Raw genomic sequence first — 18,103 nt, forward strand, 5'->3', positions numbered from 1 at the left:
CCACGGCGGCGCCGGCCACCGGAGCAGGGCGACCGGAGCGGCGCGCCACCGGGGAGCGCCGCCCCGAGGACCTCAGACCGTGACCGGCTCCGGGAACAGCGCGTCCAGGAGCGACGCGACCCACTGGATGAGCGCCCGGTCGCCGAGCGGGACGCCGTCGAGCACGGGCATCGGCACCACGACCGCGTCGGCCTGCTGCAGGTACTTCGCGGTCGGGTACATCCGGCGCAGGCGCACCTGGATCGAGTCCGGCAGGTGCGCGGGAGTAACGCGGACGTTCGAGCCCATCGCGACCACGTCGCTGAGGCCCGCCTTCTGCGCGCGCATGCGCAGCCGCGACACCAGGATGAGGTTCTCGACCGCCTCGGGCAGCTCGCCGTAGCGGTCGGTCAGCTCCTCGACCACGAGGTCGATGCTCCCCTCCTTCGCCGTCGGCGAGGACGCGGCCGACAGCTTCTGGTACGCCTCCAGGCGCAGACGCTCGCTGTCGACGTACTCCTCCGGGATGCGCGCGTCGACGGGCAGCTCGAGCCGCAGCTCCGTCTGCCCCTCGGCGACCTCGCCGCGGAAGGTGTCGACGGCCTCGCCGATCATCCGCAGGTACAGGTCGAAGCCCACGCCCTGGATGTGCCCGGACTGCTCGCCGCCGAGGAGGTTGCCCGCGCCGCGGATCTCGAGGTCCTTCAGCGCGATCTGCATGCCGCCGCCGAGGTCCGAGTTGGCGGCCAGGGTCTGCAGCCGGTCGTGCGCGGTCTCGCTCAGCGGCTTCGTCTCGTCGTAGAGGAGGTAGGCGTAGGCGCGCTCGCGGCCGCGGCCGACCCGCCCGCGCAGCTGGTGCAGCTGCGAGAGCCCGTACTTGTCGGCGCGGTCGACGATCAGCGTGTTGGCGTTCGGGATGTCGAGGCCGGTCTCGACGATGGTCGTCGACACGAGGACGTCGAACTTGCGCTCCCAGAAGTCGACGATGATCCGCTCGAGCTGCGACTCGCTGAGCTTGCCGTGCGCGACCGCGATGCGCGCCTCGGGCACCAGCTCGGCGAGCTGCGAGGCGACGCGGTTGATCGTCGAGACGCGGTTGTGCACGAAGAACACCTGTCCCTCGCGCAGGAGCTCGCGGCGGATCGCGGCCGAGACCTGCTTCTCGGAGTAGGGGCCGACGAAGGTGAGGATCGGGTGGCGCTCCTCCGGCGGGGTCGCGAGGGTCGACATCTCGCGGATGCCGGTCACCGCCATCTCGAGTGTGCGCGGGATGGGCGTGGCGCTCATCGAGAGGATGTCGACGTTCTTCTTCAGCGCCTTGAGCTTGTCCTTGTGCTCGACGCCGAAGCGCTGCTCCTCGTCGATCACGAGCAGGCCCAGGTCCTTGAAGACGATGTTGTCGCTGAGGAGCCGGTGGGTCGCGATGACCATGTCGACGGTGCCGTCGGCCAGGCCCTCGATCGTCTCCTTCGACTCCTTCGCGCTCTGGAACCGGCTGAGCGCCCGGAGGTGGACGGGGAAGCCGGCGAAGCGCTCCTGGAACGTCTCGAGGTGCTGGCGGACGAGCAGCGTCGTCGGCACGAGCATCGCGACCTGCTTGCCGTCCTGGATCGCCTTGAACGCGGCGCGCACGGCGACCTCGGTCTTGCCGAAGCCGACGTCGCCCGAGAGCAGGCGGTCCATCGGGATCGGCCGCTCCATGTCGGCCTTGACCTCGTCGATGACAGTGAGCTGGTCGGGGGTCTCGGCGAACGGGAACGCCTCCTCCAGCTCGCGCTGCCAGGGAGTGTCCGGCGGGAACGCGTGCCCGCGGGAGGCCATCCGGGCGGAGTAGAGCTTCACGAGCTCGACCGCGATGTCGCGGACCGCCCGGCGGGCCTTGCTCTTGGCCTGCGCCCAGTCGCTCCCGCCCATCTTGCTCAGCGCCGGAGCCTCGCCCCCGACGTAGCGCGAGAGCAGGTCGAGCTGGTCCGTGGGGACGAGCAGCTTGTCGCCGGGGAAGCCGCGCTTGCTGGGGGCGTACTCGAGCACCAGGTACTCGCGCCGGGTCTTGATCGCGTTGCGGCCTCCGCTGGAGACCTCGCGCTGCGAGAGCTCCACGAACCGGCCGATGCCGTGGGTGGCGTGCACCACGAAGTCGCCGGGGGTGAGCTGCAGCGGGTCGACGACGTTCTTGCGGCGCGACGCGAGCTTCTTGACCGCCCGGGAGTCGTAGCCGACGGTGCGGCCGTAGAACTCCGTGTCGGTGAGCAGCGCGAGCTTCGCCTCCTCCACCTCGAAGCCGTGGTCGACGGAGGCCTGGACCACGTAGGCGAGGCCCGTCTCGAGCCCGGCGGGCAGGTCGGCGACGATGCGGGCGGCGACCTCGTGCTCGGCGAGCACCTGGTCGGTGCGCTCCACCGTGCCGGTGCCGGGCGCGGTCAGGACCACGGTCCAGCCGTCGGCCAGGCGCGCGCGGACGTGGGCGAGGGCGCCCTCGACGCTCGCTCCGAAGCCGGGGACCGGCTCGCCCTCCACGCGGACGGCGAGGATCTCGTCGATACCGAGCTCCTCCGGCAGCACCTCGGCCTCGCCCGCGGCGGGGCCCTGGCGGAACGTGCTCATCGTCCACCACGGGTGGTCGGGAGCGTCGGCGCCCGGGGCGCTGAGCTTCACGGAGTCGCGGAGCGCGCCGAGCGAGATGAACTCGCCCGAGGCGAGGTCGATGGGGGCCTCGGCGCCGGCGGTCGCCGCGCTCCAGGCCGCCTGGAGGAACTCGCGGTTCGTCTCGGCGAGGCTGATCGCCCGCGTCGCCACGCGCTCGGGGGCGAGGACCGCGACGGCCGCCCCCTCGGGGAGGTAGTGCGAGATCGGGACCAGCCGCTCCAGCAGCGCGGGGGCGAGCGACTCCATCCCCTCGACCGGGATGCCCTCGGCGATCTTGGCGAGCATCGCCGACAGGCTCGGGAACTCGTGCAGCATCTCGCGCGCCCGCTGCCGCACCGCGGGCACCAGCAGCAGCTCGCGGCTCGGCGGGAGGACCACCGAGTCGGCCTCGCCCGGGAGCGAGCGCTGATCGGCCACGGAGAAGCCGCGGATGGAGTCGACCTCGTCGCCGAAGAAGTCCACCCGGCTCGGGTGCTCGGCCACCGCGGGGAAGACGTCGAGGATGCCGCCGCGCACGGCGAACTCGCCGCGGCGCGTGACCATGTCGACCCGGGCGTACGCCAGATCGACCAGCTCGGCCGAGATGCGGCCGAGGTCGTAGCCGCGGGCGCCCTTCACGAGTCGGATCGGCTCGATGTCGGCGAGGTTGTCGGCGACCGGCTGCAGTGCCGCACGCACGGAGGCGACCACCACGAGGGGCCGCTCGCCCGACCACTGCTTCATCCGCCGCAGCGCGTCCAGGCGCCGCCCCACGATCTCGGCGCTCGGGCTGAGGCGCTCGTGCGGCAGCGTCTCCCACGCGGGGAACTCGACGACGTCCGCGTCCGGCAGCATGCAGCCGAGGGAGGCGCGCACGTTCTCGGAGTCGCGGCCCGTGGCCGTGACCACCAGCGCCGCCTGCGGACGCCCCGCCTCCGCGCGCCTCTCGATCAGGCCCGCGAGCAGGGGGACCCGGAGGCCGTCGGCCACCGAGAAGTCGGCGTCCCGCACCGCGTACGCGAGAGCATCGTCGAACGTGGAGGCGCGCGACAGCGCCGAGATGATCTCGTTGAGGGGCACCGGTCCAGTTTACGGCCGCCCCGCGCACCGACCGCCGAGGGAACCCTGAACCGTCGAGGGAACCTGGAACTGCGGGCTCCCTCGACGGTTCAGGGTTCCCTCAGTGGAGGGGTCAGGCGCTGGTGTGGAACTTCAGCTGGGCGGCGGAGAGGCCGGAGTCGGCGATGAGCTCGACGGCGTCGGCGGCGTCCGAGACCAGGATCGGGAGCGCCTCGCGCTCCGGGCCGGCGAAGTCCTTCAGCACGAAGTCGGCGGCCTGCTGGCGGCCCGGCGGGCGGCCGATGCCGACCCGCACGCGCAGGAACTCGGCTCCTCCGGTCGCCGCGAGGATGTCGCGGATGCCGTTGTGCCCTCCGTGACCGCCGCCCTGCTTGAGGCGCAGGGTGTCGAACGGGATGTCGAGCTCGTCGTGCACGACGATCAGGTGCGCCGGCTCGATCGAGTAGAAGTCGAGCAGCTGCGCAGTCGGCCCGCCGGAGAGGTTCATGAAGCTGTTGGGCCTGCCCAGCACGAGCTTCGGCCCTCCCGGGCGGAGGAACCCCTCGGCGACCACGGCGTTGGCGCGGTTGTGCCGGCGGAACGAGCCGCCGATGCGCGTCGCGAGCTCGTCGAGCACCATCTGGCCGACGTTGTGCCGGTTGCGCGCGTACTGCGCGCCCGGGTTGCCCAGTCCGACGACCAGCCAGGTGTCACCCATGTCGTTCCTCTTCCTCGGGGGCGGCGGAGGGACTCCCCCGCCGGACGCGGAACGGGCCCGCCGCGGCTGCGAGCGGGCCCGTTCCCGGGGTGGCGCGGACTACTCCGCGGTCTCGGCGACGACGTCGCCCGAGGCCGGGGTCTCGTCGTCCTCGCCCAGGTCCTGCTCGACCTCGGCGGTGACGTTGACGATGAGCACCTCGGCATCGGTGACCAGCGTGGCGCCCTCGGGGAGCGTGACGTCGGCGGCGGTGATCTGCGTGCCGGCCTCGAGGCCCTCGACGGAGACGACGATGTTCTGCGGGATGCGGGTGGCGTCGACCTCGAGCGAGAGGGTGTTCGACTCGATCGAGACGAGGGTGCCGGGAGCGGCGTCGCCCTCGACGTGCACGGGGATGTCCACCTCGACCTTCTCGCCCTTGTTGATGACGACGAGGTCGATGTGCTCGATGATCTGGCGCACCGGGTCGCGCTGGATGTCCTTCACCAGCGTCGTCTGCGCGGCGCCCTCGATGTCGAGCTCGAGGATCGCGTTCGCCTTGCGGGTGAGCAGGAGCACCTGGTGGCCCGGGAGGGTGAGGTGCTGGGGCTCGGTGCCGTGGCCGTAGAGGACCGCGGGGATCTTGTCCTGCGCGCGGATCTTGCGGGCGGCGCCCTTGCCGAACGAGGTGCGGACCTCGACGACGACCTTGTTGGTCAGTTCAGCCATGATGTTCTCCTTGGGCGGCGCGCACGCCACCGGATCGGGTCGTGGCCTGCGGCCACGGACGGTTTGTCGACTCGAACGCATGTCAGCGTGAGGAGAAGTCCGTGGCGCCCCGTGGGGGCCTCGCCTGCTTCCACCGCGTCGATCACGGATGCACGTGCATCCCTCGCCGAAGTTCAGCTGCCGATCCTACCCGGCATCGCGGCCGCCCGCCAGCAGGCGCTCCCGCCGCCGGACGTCCAGGCGGACCGCCTACCGTGCGGGTATGACGAGCGACGACTTCGGCTCCTACGTCGAGAAGAACGGCTTCCACCGCGACACGAACTACATCCCGACGCGGATCACCGCCGACGGCCGCGACGGGTACCCGGTGGAGGCGGGGCGCTACCGCCTCGTGGTGTCCCGCGCCTGCCCGTGGGCGAACCGCGCCGTGATCGTGCGCCGCCTGCTCGGACTCGAGGACGCCCTCTCGATGGGCATCTGCGGGCCGACCCACGACAAGCGCAGCTGGACCTTCGACCTCGACCCGGGCGGCGTCGACCCGGTGCTGGGCATCCCCCGCCTCCAGGACGCGTTCTTCGCCCGGTTCCCCGACTACCCGCGCGGGATCACCGTCCCGGCCCTCGTGGACATCCCGAGCGGCCAGGTCGTCACCAACGACTACCCGGTGATGACGCTCGACTTCTCCACCGAGTGGACCGCGTTCCACCGCGACGGCGCTCCCGACCTCTATCCCGAGGAGCACCGCGAGGAGATCGACGAGATCGCCGAGCTGGTCTTCCACGACGTGAACAACGGCGTCTACAAGTGCGGCTTCGCCGGGTCGCAGCGCTCCTACGACCGGGCCTACGACCGCCTCTGGGCGCGGCTGGACTGGCTGGAGGAGCGGCTGAGCACCCGCCGCTACCTGGTCGGCGACACCATCACCGAGGCGGACGTGCGGCTCTTCACGACGCTCGCCCGCTTCGACGCCGTCTACTACAGCCACTTCAAGGCGAACCGGAACCTGCTGTCGGCGATGCCCGCGCTCTGGGGCTACGCGCGCGACCTGTTCGCCACCCCGGGGTTCGGCGACACGATCGACTTCGCCCACATCAAGTCGCACTACTACGAGGTGCAGCGGGACATCAATCCGACCGGCGTCGTCCCCAAGGGCCCGGACCTCTCCGGCTGGCTCGTCCCCTCGCGCCGCGAGGAGCTCGGCGGCCGCCCGTTCGGCGACGGCACTCCCCCGCCGCCGCCGATCCCCTCGGAGCGCGTCCCCCTCGGGCACGGCGCCTGACCGGCTCCCCGGACGCGCCGTGGCAGCGCGCAAGAGCGTGCGCGCGCCGGGCGACCGATGTGCAGCCGGGAGACGGCTCCGACCCGGGCTCCCGGCGGCGCCCCGGCGATAGCCTGGGCTCGCCCCTGAACGCGAACGTCGAGGAGAACCGTGTCTGACAAGCCCACCGCCACAGCCAACATCGGAGTCGTCGGTCTGGCGGTGATGGGCTCGAACCTCGCCCGCAACCTCGCCAGCCGCGAGGGCAACACGGTCGCGGTGTTCAACCGCTCCTACGGACGCACCGAGACCCTCATCACGGAGCACCCGGAGGCGGGCTTCGTCGCCTCCGAGACCATCGAGGACTTCGCCGCCTCGCTCGCCACCCCGCGCACCGCGATCATCATGGTCCAGGCCGGCCGCGGCACCGACGCCGTGATCGAGCAGCTGACGAAGGTCTTCGAGCCCGGCGACATCATCGTCGACGGCGGCAACGCGCTCTTCACCGACACCATCCGCCGCGAGAAGGCCGTCCGCGAGACCGGCATCCACTTCGTCGGCACCGGCATCTCCGGCGGCGAGGAGGGCGCGCTCAAGGGCCCGTCGATCATGCCCGGGGGCTCGGTCGAGTCCTACAAGACCCTCGGCCCGATCCTCTCGTCGATCGCCGCGGTCGCCGAGGGCGAGCCCTGCGTCACCCATATCGGCACCGACGGCGCCGGCCACTTCGTCAAGATGATCCACAACGGCATCGAGTACGCCGACATGCAGCTCATCGCCGAGGCGTACGACCTGCTCCGCACCGTCGGCGGACACGAGCCCGCCGCGATCGCCGAGGTCTTCGACGCCTGGAACAAGGGGGACCTCGAGTCGTACCTCATCGAGATCACCGCCGAGGTGCTCCGCCAGGTCGACGCCGACACCGGGAACCCCTTCATCGACGTCGTCCTCGACCAGGCCGGCTCGAAGGGCACCGGCGTCTGGACCGTGCAGAACGCGCTCGACCTCGGCGTCCCCGTCGGCGGCATCGCCGAGGCCGTCTTCGCCCGTGCCGTGTCCTCCCACCCCGAGCAGCGCGAGGCCGTGCAGGCCCGCGTCACCTCGCGCCCGACCCCGGTCGAGAAGTACGAGGGCTTCGAGGACGACGTGCGCGCCGCGCTCTACGCCTCCAAGGTCGTCGCCTATTCGCAGGGCTTCGACGCGATCATCGCCGGAGCCGAGAAGTACGGCTGGGAGATCGACAAGGGAGCGGTCGCCAAGATCTGGCGCGCGGGCTGCATCATCCGCGCCCAGTTCCTCAACCGCATCGTCGACGCCTACGACGAGAACGCCGGCATCACGACCCTCCTCGAGGACCCGTACTTCGCCGAGGCCGTCGCGAACGGCGAGGCCGCCTGGCGCCGCATCGTCTCGACCGCCGCGCTCTCGGGCGTGCCGATCCCCGGCTTCGGCGCCGCGCTGTCGTACTACGACTCGCTCGCCTCGAAGCGCCTCCCGGCCGCTCTCGTGCAGGGCCAGCGCGACTTCTTCGGAGCGCACACCTACAAGCGCGTCGACAAGGAGGGCACCTTCCACACGCTGTGGTCCGGCGACCGCACCGAGGTCGAGCAGGACCCCTCCACGCACTGACCCGCGTCGCACGAGGAAGGCGCCCCCTCCCGCAGGATCCACGGATCCCACGGGCGGGGGCGCCTTCCTCGTTCCAGGCCCCCTGTCGTCAGCGGAGCCAGGCGGTGGCGTCCGGCGGGAGCAGGCGGCCCGCCATCGGGACGCTCGCGAGCAGCAGCTCGCCCTCGGGCAGCTCGACCGGCTCCGCCCCGAGGTTGGTCACGGAGCGCCAGCCGTTCGGGCGGCTGAAGTCGACGACGTCGGCCCCGTCCCCCCGCCATTCCAGGTGCTCCTCCGTCTGCAGCTCCTGCCGGAGCGCCAGCGCCCGGCGGTAGAGCGCGAGCGTCGAGCCCTCGGACAGCTCCTCCGCCTCCACGGAGGAGTCGGCGAACCATGCGGGCTGGGGCAGGTGCGCGCCGCCCGGGCCGAAGCCCAGCGAGGTCCCGGTGGACTCCCACGGCAGCGGGACGCGGCAGCCGTCGCGGCCGACGTCGACGCCGCCGCTGCGGAAGAAGGTCGGGTCCTGCCGGTCGGCGTTGCGGATCCCGGCGACCTCGTGCAGGCCCAGCTCCTCGCCCTGGTAGAGGTAGGCGGAGCCGGGCAGAGCCAGCAGGAGCAGGGTCGCCGCGCGGGCGCGTCGCAGGCCCCTCTCGCGGTCGAGGACCGGCTCCGCTCCTGCGCTCAGCAGCCACTGCCTGGCCGGGGCGGTGCCGGCGCCGCGGCGGGGCGGAAGTCCGTAGCGCGTCGCGTGCCGGACCACGTCGTGGTTCGAGAGCACCCAGGTGGTCGACGAGCCGGACTCCGCGGCGAGCTCGAGGTTGGAGGTGATCAGCCGGCGGAACTCCTCCGCGTCGAGGTCGGCCTCGAGCAGGTCGAAGTTGAACGCCTGGCCGAGTCCCTCCGGGCTCGCGTAGCGGGCGCGGCGCGAGGCGTCGACCCACGCCTCCGCCACCGCGGTGCGGGGCGGGTCGTAGGAGTCGAAGAGGGCGCGCCACTCGGCGTAGACCTCGTGCACCTCGTCGCGGTCCCAGAAGGGGTGCGATCCGTCGGTGCGCTGCCCCTCGATCTCCGCCGCGAGGGCGAGCGGGAGCGTCAGGTCCTTCACCAGGGAGTGCGCCACGTCGATCCGGAAGCCGTCCACGCCGCGGTCGGCCCAGAAAGCGAGGGTGCGGAGGAAGTCGTCGCGGATCTCGCGGTTCGCCCAGTTCCAGTCGGGCTGCTCCCGGGCGAACAGGTGCAGGTACCACTGCCCGTCGCCGACCGGCTCCCAGGCCGATCCGCCGAAGACGGACTCCCAGTCGCTCGGCGGCTCCGAGCCGTCGGCGCCGAGCCCGTCGCGGAACACGTAGCGCTCGCGTTCGGGCGAGCCCTTCGGGGAGGCGAGCGCCTCCTGGAACCAGGGGTGCAGGTCGGAGGAGTGGTTCGGCACGATGTCGACCACCACCCGGATCCCCGCGTCGTGCAGGCGGGCCGTCATCTCGTCGAACTCGGCGAGCGTGCCGATCCGCGGGTCGACGTCGCGGTAGTCGGCCACGTCGTACCCGCCGTCGGCGAGTGCCGACGGGTAGAACGGGCTCAGCCACACCGCGTCGATCCCGAGCTCCCGCAGGTACGGGATCCGCTCGATGATCCCCGCGAGATCGCCGATCCCGTCCCCGTTCGCGTCCGCGAAGCTCCGCGGGTAGATCTGGTACACCGCCGCCTGCCGCCACCACAGCGCATCGTCCGTCGTCCGCACCCTCGTCACCAGTGTCTCCGTCATCCTTCTCTCTCCTTCTCATCACACGCCCGCCCCGCGGCCGTGCCCGTCCTGTCGTGCCGTCTCTGTCCCCCGCCCCCGCGCAACGCGGCGCCCCTTCATCCCCTCGCCCCCGCTCGCGCGCAGCGCGGCGCCCCCACCCCCTCCGCCCCGCTCGCGCGAAGCGCGGCGCCCCCGCCCCCTCCGCCAGCACCCGCCCGCGGGTCTCGGGGTGGTGAGCTGCAAGGCGGAGGAGGGCGCGATACCAGCGGTATCGCAACCGACGACAACGCCGCAGATCGCCTCCCCGAGGCCCGCGGGCCTATTTGATGGCGCCTTGGGTGACGCCGGACATGACCCATCGCTGCGTGAACAGGTAGACGATGATCGCCGGCGCCATGGCCATCAGGTAGGACGCGAAGGCGACGTTGTAGTCGTTGCTGAACTGGGTCTGGAAGATCTTCTGCAGCACGGGGAGCGTCTGGAGCGACGGGTCCGAGGTGATCAGTGACGGCATCATGAAGTCGTTCCAGGAGGCGAGGAAGGCGAAGATGCCGACGGTGGCGCTCATCGGTGCCAGCAGGGGGAACACCAGTCGCCAGAAGACCTGGTTGGTGGTCGCTCCGTCGAGGCGGGCGCTCTCCTCCAGCTCTTCGGGGAGGGAGCGGAGGAACGCTGTGAACAGCATCACGCTGAACGAGAGCTGGAACATGATGTGCAGGATCGCGACGCCGATCGGGTTGTCGAGTCCGGCGAGGCCGGTGAGGGACACCTGCGAGAGGGCGAGCACCGGGAACGGCAGGAACATCGCCGCGAGCAGGTAGAAGAACGACCAGCGGTAGAAGCGGCGGTGCCAGTTGCGGGAGATCGCGTAGGCGGCGAGCGCGGCGAGGACGATGGTGCCGCCGACCGTGATCGCCGAGACGAGGACCGAGATCGCGAAGCCGCGCGGGAAGTCGGTGAGGTTCCAGGCCTGCACGAAGCCGTCGACCGAGAAGGGCGCCGGCAGCGAGAAGGCGTTCCCGTCGACCGCCTGGGCGGTGGTCTTGAACGCCATCGTCACGGTCACCCAGAGGGGTGCGATCACCGAGAGGGCGCAGACCGCGAGGAGGAGGCTCAGCAGGAGCGCGGAGCGGCGTCGGCGGCGGCCGGGTCGTCGCGCGTCGGCGTCGACGGCCGGGCGGGTGCCCGGGAGGGAGGGGGCGAGGGGGACCTGGCTGGTCATCAGAAGGCCGCCTTTCCGCGCGAGACGCGCAGCTGCACGAGCGCGATCACGAGCGCGATGAGGAAGAAGATCGTGGCGTTGGCCATCTGGTAGGCGTAGTCGCCGCTGGTGAAGCCGGAGAAGATCGTCATCGCGACGCTGCGGGTGGAGGTGCCTGGTCCGCCGTCCGTCAGGCCGACGATGATGTCGTAGGCGTTGAGGAAGTTCTTGAAGCCGATGACGAGGTTGATCAGCACGTAGCCGGCGACCAGCGGCAGCGTGATCGAGCGCAGCTGCCCCCAGGCGGAGGCGCCGTCGAGGGCGGCCGCTTCGTAGACGTCGCCGGGGATGGAGAGCACTCCGGCGATGTAGATCAGCAGCGCGGAGGGGACGGCCTGCCACGCGGTCACGACGACGATCGCGATCCAGGCGAGGTCGGGGTCCGCGAGCATGCTGCTCGCGAGCGGCGTCGCTCCGACCGATTCGGCGAACGCGGGCAGCGAGTTCGAGAAGAGGAAGTTGAAGACGAAGGCGATGATGATGCCCGAGACGACCATCGGCAGCACGAACACCGCGCGGAGGGCGACCTTCCCCCGGATCTGCGCCGTGAGCGCGATCGAGAGCAGGAAGGCGACCACGTTCACCAGGAGCACGGTCACCAGCGCGAATCCGACGGTGAAGCCGTAGGAGGCGAGGATCGCGGGGTCGGAGAAGAGGGCGGCGTAGTTGGTCAGCCCGATGAACCGCCAGTCGCCGAAGCCGATCGAGTCGGTGAAGCTGAAGAAGATCCCCATCAGTGCGGGGAGCGTGATCGCGAGCGTGAAGAGCACGAGCGCGGGCAGCAGGTAGAGCAGGAACGTGCGGTCCGAGCGGTGCCGCTTCGGTGCTCGCGCCACCGGGCGGCGGGGCGCGGCGGTGCGCTCCGGGGCCCGGACAGGGGTGGAGGTGGCCATGGGTGTCTCGTCTCTGAGAGGGGTCGGATCAGGAGCGGAAGGCGATGCGCGCCCAGTCGGCGTCGATCGTCCGGAGGGTCGCGGCCGGGTCGGAGCCGAGGACCATGCCCTGCACGTAGTTCTGCAGCGGGATGTTCTGCGGCACGAGCTGGGAGGCGCCGAGGCTGAACGCGGCGCGGTCGTAGAAGTCCTGGAGCTCGACGAGGGTGGGCTGCTCGACGGCGGGGGCGTCGGTGGTGACTCCGAAGGCGTTGTTGTCGGCGTTGTAGGCGTCGATGATCTCCGGCTGCATCAGGAAGGAGAGGAACTCGCGCGCGGCCTCCTTCTTGCGGGAGGCCTCGGGGATCCACAGCGCGAGGTCGACGTTCACGCGGACCCGGCGCTCGTCCGGGTCCTCCGTCATCGGCAGGGGGAACGCTCCGACGGAGAGCTCGGGCGCGGTCTTGGCGATCTCGCTGAGCGCCCACGGCCCCTGGAAGTACATGGCCGCCTCGCCGCGGGAGAAGGCGAGGTTGCCGTCGCCGTAGCCGCGGCTCGCCGCGTTGGGGTTGGAGTAGGACGCCACCTGCAGCATCTGCTGCATCGGGTCGGCGAAGTCCTTCTCGAACGAGACGGGCGAGCCCGGGCCGACGTCGGCCCCCTGCTCCTTCAGTCGTCCGAAGAACGCCTCGAGGTCGACCGTGCCTCCGACGGAGTAGTCGAACAGGCCCTGCGAGACCGTCCACGGATCCTTGTAGGTGCTGTAGATCGGCGTGATGCCCGCGGCGGTGAGCGCCTCGCAGACGGCGACGAACTCGGACCACGTGGTCGGCACCGCCAGACCCTGCTGGGCGAAGATCTCCCGGTTGTAGAGCACCGCCGCCATCATCAGCGAGTACGGCAGGACGCTGGTGCGGCCGGGGTAGGCGGCCGTCTGCTCGATGAGGGGCTGGAGGTCGGGGTTGATCCGCGCGGCCTCCGGCATGTCGGACAGGTCGCTCAGGGCACCCCGCTCGACGAAGCGGGCGACCTCGAAGTTGTAGTTGAGGCAGCCGAGGTCGGGCGGGCTGCTGCGGACGAAGCCGGCCGACAGGTTCGAGGAGAAGTCGTGGACGACCCGGACGCGCGACTGGGCGGCGTGGAAGCGCTCGATGACCTCGTCGAAGTAGCCGATGACCTCGGGCTTGGACTGGAAGAAGGTGATCTCGGTCACGCCGGAGGAGCCGGACGGCGATGCGCAGCCCGAGAGGCCGAGGGCGGCGGCGCCGGCGCCTGCTGCGGCGAGCAGCGATCGCCGGCTCAGGCCGGGAGGGGTGTGAGGGGGCACGTCGTCGTCTCCCGGGTGTCGAGGGAATAGTTGCTTCTCCCACTAAATCTAGTGGCAGAATCTAATACGGGATGTACTGTTGCAGCCGATCCCGCCCGGGTCAAGAGGGAGTGTGCCGATGGCCGAGAGCACCTTCTCGTCGCAGCGACGACGCAGCGCCCTCGAGGTCCTGGACGGCGCGTTCAGCGGGGATCCGTTCACCGCCTCCGACCTGATCGCCGCCACGGGGCTCACCCGGTCGACGGTGATCGCCGTCTGCGACGACCTGATCGAGCTCGGCTGGCTCGAGGAGCTGGAGAACCAGCGCGCCGCCGGCGACTACGTCAAGGGCAGGCCCGCCCGGCGCTACGCCCTGCGCCGCCTGGCCGGGGTCGTCGTCGGCGTGGACGCCGGGCAGCACAGCATCGACGTCGTCGTCTCCGACCTCCTCGGCGGCACCGTCGCGCGCCGGGTCGAGCCTGTCGACCACGAGCGGATCGAGGACCTCCCGCACGAGCGCCGCCGCGCCGACATCGAGCGGGTCCTCGACCGCGCCCTCCGTGAGGCCGGAGTGGACGACTCCGCCGTACTGGCCGTCACGCTCGGCGTCCCGGCCCCGGTCGACGCCCTCGGCGCCTCCCCCGCCGACGCCAACGGCTTCTGGGCGGCGATGAACCCCGATCTGATCGAGCACTTCTCCGCCCGCGGCTGGTCGCCCGTGGTCGACAACGACGCGAACCTCGCCGCCCTCGCCGAGGGCTGGCGGGGCGCGGCCGTCGGCTGTGACGACTACCTCGCCCTGCTGTCCGGAGAGCGCCTCGGCGGCGGCGTCGTCCTCGGCGGGACACTCCTCCGCGGTGCCCGCGGGCTCACCGGCGAGATGCGCGTCCTCGACCTCGTCGAGGGCGTCGGCTCGGCCGAGGGTCTGGCCCTGCTCGCCCGCACCTGGGCCGGAGAGGAGCTCGCCCGTCGCGATCGCCCGGCCTCCCTCCTCGACCGGTTCGAGCATCCGGGCGCCGAGCAGGTCCTGGACGCCGCGCTCGCCGGCGACGCGCTCGCCGTCGCGGTGGTCGACCGCCTCGCCGACCGCCTCACCCGCATCGCGGCGGCCCTCGTCAACCTGCTCGACGTCTCGCTCCTCGTCGTCGGCGGAGCGCTCGCCTCCTCCGCCGGCCCCCTGCTCGCGGAGGTGTCCGACCGCCTCGCGTCCCACGTGCACGCCCCGGTGCCGCGACTGCTGCCCTCGACCCTGGGCGACCGGGCCGTCGCCCTCGGCGCGGTCCGCGCCGGGCTCGACCGGGTGCGCGCCGATCCGCTGGCCCTCCGGCTCCCCGAGCGCGCGCTCGACGCCCGGGCCGGCTGACCCCTCAGCTCCGGAACGCCCGCGCGATCAGGAGTGCCGCCAGGAGCACCGCCGCTGCGGCCGCCGTGGCCGCCGGGAGGGCGAGCAGGAGCAGCAGCGAGACCGCGGCCGAGGCGAGGGCCGGGCCGCTCGCCCCGGCCGCTCCGTGGTCGAGGCGCCGCACGATGGTCGCCACCAGCAGGGCGGCCACGGCGAAGGCGAGCAGCGCGTCCGCGTCGAGGATCACGACCGCGAGCACGGCGACCAGGCAGAGGACGAGCTGAGCCGCCGCGGGCACGCCGGTCCTGCGGTTCCTCGTGGCGAGCACCGCCGGGATCTCCCCTGCGTCGGCGAGACGGACGAGGGCGCGCGCGTCCCTCCTCCCGAGGTCGAGGAGCGCGAGCAGGACCGCGATCACGGCGGCGGCCCCGACGAGCCCTGACGCGGGCGTGCCGCGGGTGACGGCGCTGAGAGGGGTCTCCGAGGCCGCGAGGACCTCGGGACCGGCCGCCAGGAGCAGACCGGTGCCGAGCGCGGCGGCGGCCGCCGTGGCGATCCCGATGCGCAGCAGGGCGGGTCGCAGACCCGTCACCGCGCCGGAGCGGGAGGTCGGCAGGAGGATCAGGAGCAGCGCCGCGGCGGTGCCGGCTCCCAGCGGCCCTCCGTCGCGCAGCGGGTCGAACGGCGCGGGGTCCGGAGGGGACACCAGCACGATCACGGCGGCGGCGGCCAGCAGGACCACGACAGCGCCGACGAGGAGCAGGACCGGGCGAGCGGGGAGGCGCCCGCCGCGCAGACCGAAGAGCGCGACGGCCACGAGCAGCAGGACGGCCAGGGGCCGGGCCGCTCCCCCGAGGACCGACTGGGCCGCGGTCAGGGCCAGCGCGGCCGAGGCGAACGCGCGGCCGACGATCCCGAGCCACTCCGAGGAGGGGCCGTCGTGGACGGTGCGCCCGGCGTCGGCGACGGCGCCCAGAGCCGCGGAGGCCGCGGCGACGGCGAGCCCGAGGAGCAGCCACCAGCCCGCCGCGGCGGCGGCCGGCGACCAGACCAGGAAGACCGCCGCCAGGGCGAGGGTCGCATCCGAACGCTGGGGCACGGCCTCACCCTAGGCGGTGGAGCCGGAGCGGGACCCGGGTGCGCCGTGCACGGCGCACCTCGAGGCGCGGGGTCCTACGCGTCGCCGTCGAACATCGACGTCACGGAGCCGTCGTCGAAGACCTCGTGGATGGCGCGGGCCAGCAGCGGAGCGATGGGCAGGATCGTCAGGCGGTCCCACGTCTTCTCCTCCGGCAGCGGCAGAGTGTCGGTGACGACGACCGAGTCGATGAACTCGGAGCTCAGGAGCTCGACCGCCGGGTCCGAGAAGACGGCGTGGGTGGCGGCGACGACCACGCCGATCGCGCCCGCCTTCTTCAGCGCCTCGGCCGCCTTCGCGATGGTACGGCCGGTGTCGATGAGGTCGTCGACGAGGAGGCAGACGCGGCCCTTCACCTCACCGACGATCTCGTGCACGGACACCTGGTTGGCGACCTTCGGGTCGCGGCGCTTGTGGATGATCGCCAGCGGGACGCCGAGCTTGTCGCTCCAGATGTCGGCGACGCGGACGCGGCCCATGTCGGGCGAGACGATGGTGAGGGTCGAGGGGTCGAGCTTCTCGCGGAAGTGCTCGAGCAGCACGGGCATCGCGAAGAGGTGGTCGACGGGGCCGTCGAAGAAGCCCTGGATCTGCGCCGCGTGCAGGTCGACCGACATGATCCGGTCGGCTCCCGCCGCCTTGAAGAGGTCGGCGACGAGCCGGGCCGAGATCGGCTCGCGGCCGCGGCCCTTCTTGTCCTGGCGCGCGTAGGGGTAGAACGGCGCGACCACGGTGATCCGCTTGGCGGAAGCGCGCTTGAGCGCGTCGACCATGATCAGCTGCTCCATCAGCCACTCGTTGATCGGGGACGTGTGCGACTGGAGGACGAACACGTCGCCTCCGCGGACCGACTCGCCGTAGCGGACGTAGAGCTCGCCGTTGGCGAAGGTGCGCCCCTCGGTCGTGACGAGCTCGGTCCCGAGCTCGGCGGCGACCGCTTCCGCCAGTGCCGGATGCGCCCTCCCCGAGACGAGGACCAGGCTCTTCTTGTTGCTGGCGGTGATGCCGGTCACTGTGCTCCGCTTCCTCCGGTGGGCGCCTGGTCGGATCCGGTGGGATCCGACGCCAGGGCCGCCTCGGCGGCGTCGGCCGCCGCGGTGCCCGGACGGTGGGTCTGCACCCACCCGGCCATGTTGCGCTGCGGAGCGACGGTGATCCCGAGGGCTCCGGCGGGGATGTCCTTGCGGATGACCGTGCCGGCGCCCGTGTACGCTCCGTCACCGATTCTAACGGGGGCGACGAAGACGTTGTGCGACCCCGCACGCACGTGGGAGCCGACGACGGAGGACGCCTTGCTCACCCCGTCGTAGTTGGCGAAGATCGAGCCGGCGCCGATGTTCGACTCCTCGCCGATGACGGCGTCGCCGACGTAGGAGAGGTGCGGGACCTTCGATCCCTCGCCGATGACGGCGTTCTTGGTCTCGACGTAGGTGCCGATCTTGCCGCGGGCGCCGAGCACGGTGCCGGGGCGGAGGAACGAGAACGGGCCGACCTGGGCCTTCGCGCCGATCACGGCGAGCGTCGCGTCGGAGCGCTTCACGACCGCGTCCTCGCCGACCTCGCAGGAGTCGAGCGTGGTGTCCGGGCCGATGACCGCGCCGGTGGCGATCACGGTCGGGCCCTTGATCTGCGTGCCCGGGAGGATCTCGACGTCCGGGGCGAGGACCGCGTCCACATCGATCCAGGTCGTCGCCGGGTCCTGGATCGTGACGCCCTCGAGCTGCCAGCGGCGCACGATGCGCGCGTTGAGCTCGAGCGCCGCGTCCGCGAGCTGGGCGCGGTCGTTGATCCCGGCCACGAGCCACCGGTCCTGCACGGGGACGGCCTCGATCGCGCGGCCGGCGGCCTTGAGCGCGGCGGCGGCGTCGGTGAGGTACTTCTCCCGCTGGGCGTTCTCGGTGCCGATCGCGCCGATGACCGAGCGGAGCGCGGCGGCGTCGAAGGCGTAGACGCCGGCGTTGATCTCGGTGAGGTCGAGCTCGTCGGGGCTCGCGTCCTTCTGCTCCACGATGGAGGCGAAGGCTCCGTCGCCGCCGCGGACGATCCGGCCGAAGCCGGTCGGGTCCTCGAGCACGCAGGAGAGCATGGTGAGCGCGTTCGCCGCGGCGAGGTGCTCGTCGACCAGGCGGCGGAGGGTCGGTGCGTCCAGCAGCGGGACGTCGGCGCTCAGAACGACGACCGTTCCGGCGAAGGACTCCGGGAGCGCCGCGAGGCCCTGCTCGACAGCGCGGCCGGTGCCGGGCGTCTCGTCCTGGTCGACCACCAGTGCGGAGGGCGTGTGCTCGAGGACGGCCTCGGCGACCCGCTCGCGCTCGTGGCGCACCACGGTGACGACGTGCGCCGCGTCGAGCGAGGCGGCGGTGTCGAGCACGTGCCCGAGCAGCGGCCTCCCGGCGAGGCGGTGCAGGACCTTCGGGGTGCGGGACTTCATGCGGGTGCCCTGGCCTGCCGCCAGGATCACGACGGCGAGCGTGCTGTCTGCCATGTT

General features: G+C 72.0%; 13 protein-coding genes. 3 read left to right on the forward strand and 10 right to left on the reverse strand.

Translation table 11 applies throughout. The annotated features are described in order from the left end of the window. Positions 1-72: 72 nt before the first annotated feature. The 3 genes from mfd to C5D44_RS02900 form a co-directional block, all read right to left on the reverse strand. The gene (gene mfd / locus C5D44_RS02890) at positions 73-3,684 is read right to left on the reverse strand and encodes a transcription-repair coupling factor (RefSeq protein WP_104276394.1); all 3,612 of its coding nucleotides are present in this window, start codon (positions 3,682-3,684) and stop codon (positions 73-75) included. 112 nt (positions 3,685-3,796) lie between these two features. Then, complete coding sequence (pth, locus tag C5D44_RS02895; protein ID WP_104276393.1) at positions 3,797-4,381, reverse strand: aminoacyl-tRNA hydrolase; 585 nt, start codon at positions 4,379-4,381, stop codon at positions 3,797-3,799. 99 nt (positions 4,382-4,480) lie between these two features. Further along, a complete protein-coding gene (locus C5D44_RS02900; RefSeq protein ID WP_104238997.1) occupies positions 4,481-5,089 on the reverse strand; it encodes a 50S ribosomal protein L25/general stress protein Ctc in 609 nt (202 codons plus the stop codon). A gap of 262 nt (positions 5,090-5,351) precedes the next feature. Between C5D44_RS02900 and C5D44_RS02905 the strand changes: the two genes are divergently transcribed. Beyond that, entirely contained in the window at positions 5,352-6,368 is a 1,017-nt protein-coding gene (locus C5D44_RS02905; RefSeq protein WP_104276392.1) for a glutathione S-transferase family protein, read from the forward strand. Between the two features lie 150 nt (positions 6,369-6,518). Continuing rightward, positions 6,519-7,976: an NADP-dependent phosphogluconate dehydrogenase gene (gene gndA, locus C5D44_RS02910; protein WP_104276391.1), complete on the forward strand. Its 1,458-nt coding sequence runs from the start codon at positions 6,519-6,521 to the stop codon at positions 7,974-7,976. Positions 7,977-8,064: 88 nt separating this feature from the next. On the opposite strand, the gene C5D44_RS02915 is transcribed toward gndA, so the two are convergent. The 4 genes from C5D44_RS02915 to C5D44_RS02930 all read right to left on the reverse strand — a co-directional run bounded on the left by C5D44_RS02915 (position 8,065) and on the right by C5D44_RS02930 (position 13,156). Beyond that, positions 8,065-9,717 carry an alpha-amylase family glycosyl hydrolase gene (locus C5D44_RS02915; RefSeq protein ID WP_104280776.1) on the reverse strand — a complete coding sequence of 551 codons (1,653 nt, stop codon included), beginning with the start codon at positions 9,715-9,717 and terminating at the stop codon, positions 8,065-8,067. 298 nt (positions 9,718-10,015) lie between these two features. Then, positions 10,016-10,918 (reverse strand): carbohydrate ABC transporter permease, encoded by a 903-nt coding sequence (locus tag C5D44_RS02920; RefSeq protein ID WP_104280777.1) that lies wholly within the window; start codon positions 10,916-10,918, stop codon positions 10,016-10,018. Beyond that, entirely contained in the window at positions 10,918-11,850 is a 933-nt protein-coding gene (locus tag C5D44_RS02925) for a carbohydrate ABC transporter permease (protein ID WP_104280778.1), read from the reverse strand. The genes C5D44_RS02920 and C5D44_RS02925 overlap by 1 nt, the downstream gene beginning before the upstream one ends. 28 nt (positions 11,851-11,878) lie before the next feature. Continuing rightward, positions 11,879-13,156 (reverse strand): ABC transporter substrate-binding protein, encoded by a 1,278-nt coding sequence (locus C5D44_RS02930; protein ID WP_104280779.1) that lies wholly within the window; start codon positions 13,154-13,156, stop codon positions 11,879-11,881. Between the two features lie 118 nt (positions 13,157-13,274). Between C5D44_RS02930 and C5D44_RS02935 the strand changes: the two genes are divergently transcribed. After that, positions 13,275-14,498, forward strand: coding sequence for an ROK family protein (locus tag C5D44_RS02935; RefSeq protein WP_104280780.1), 1,224 nt, complete (start codon positions 13,275-13,277; stop codon positions 14,496-14,498). 4 nt (positions 14,499-14,502) lie between these two features. Here the strand turns inward: C5D44_RS02935 and C5D44_RS02940 are convergent, their stop codons facing one another. From C5D44_RS02940 to glmU, 3 genes are all read right to left on the reverse strand, one after another. Next, positions 14,503-15,576 (reverse strand): hypothetical protein, encoded by a 1,074-nt coding sequence (locus C5D44_RS02940; RefSeq protein ID WP_104280781.1) that lies wholly within the window; start codon positions 15,574-15,576, stop codon positions 14,503-14,505. A 74-nt stretch (positions 15,577-15,650) separates the two neighbouring features. Further along, positions 15,651-16,628 (reverse strand): ribose-phosphate diphosphokinase, encoded by a 978-nt coding sequence (locus tag C5D44_RS02945; RefSeq protein ID WP_104276388.1) that lies wholly within the window; start codon positions 16,626-16,628, stop codon positions 15,651-15,653. Beyond that, complete coding sequence (gene glmU / locus C5D44_RS02950; protein WP_104280834.1) at positions 16,625-18,100, reverse strand: bifunctional UDP-N-acetylglucosamine diphosphorylase/glucosamine-1-phosphate N-acetyltransferase GlmU; 1,476 nt, start codon at positions 18,098-18,100, stop codon at positions 16,625-16,627. The genes C5D44_RS02945 and glmU overlap by 4 nt, the downstream gene beginning before the upstream one ends. Positions 18,101-18,103 lie beyond the last annotated feature (3 nt).

Origin of the sequence: Rathayibacter sp. AY1B5, from assembly GCF_002932795.1 — a bacterium.
Lineage (GTDB): Bacteria > Actinomycetota > Actinomycetes > Actinomycetales > Microbacteriaceae > Rathayibacter.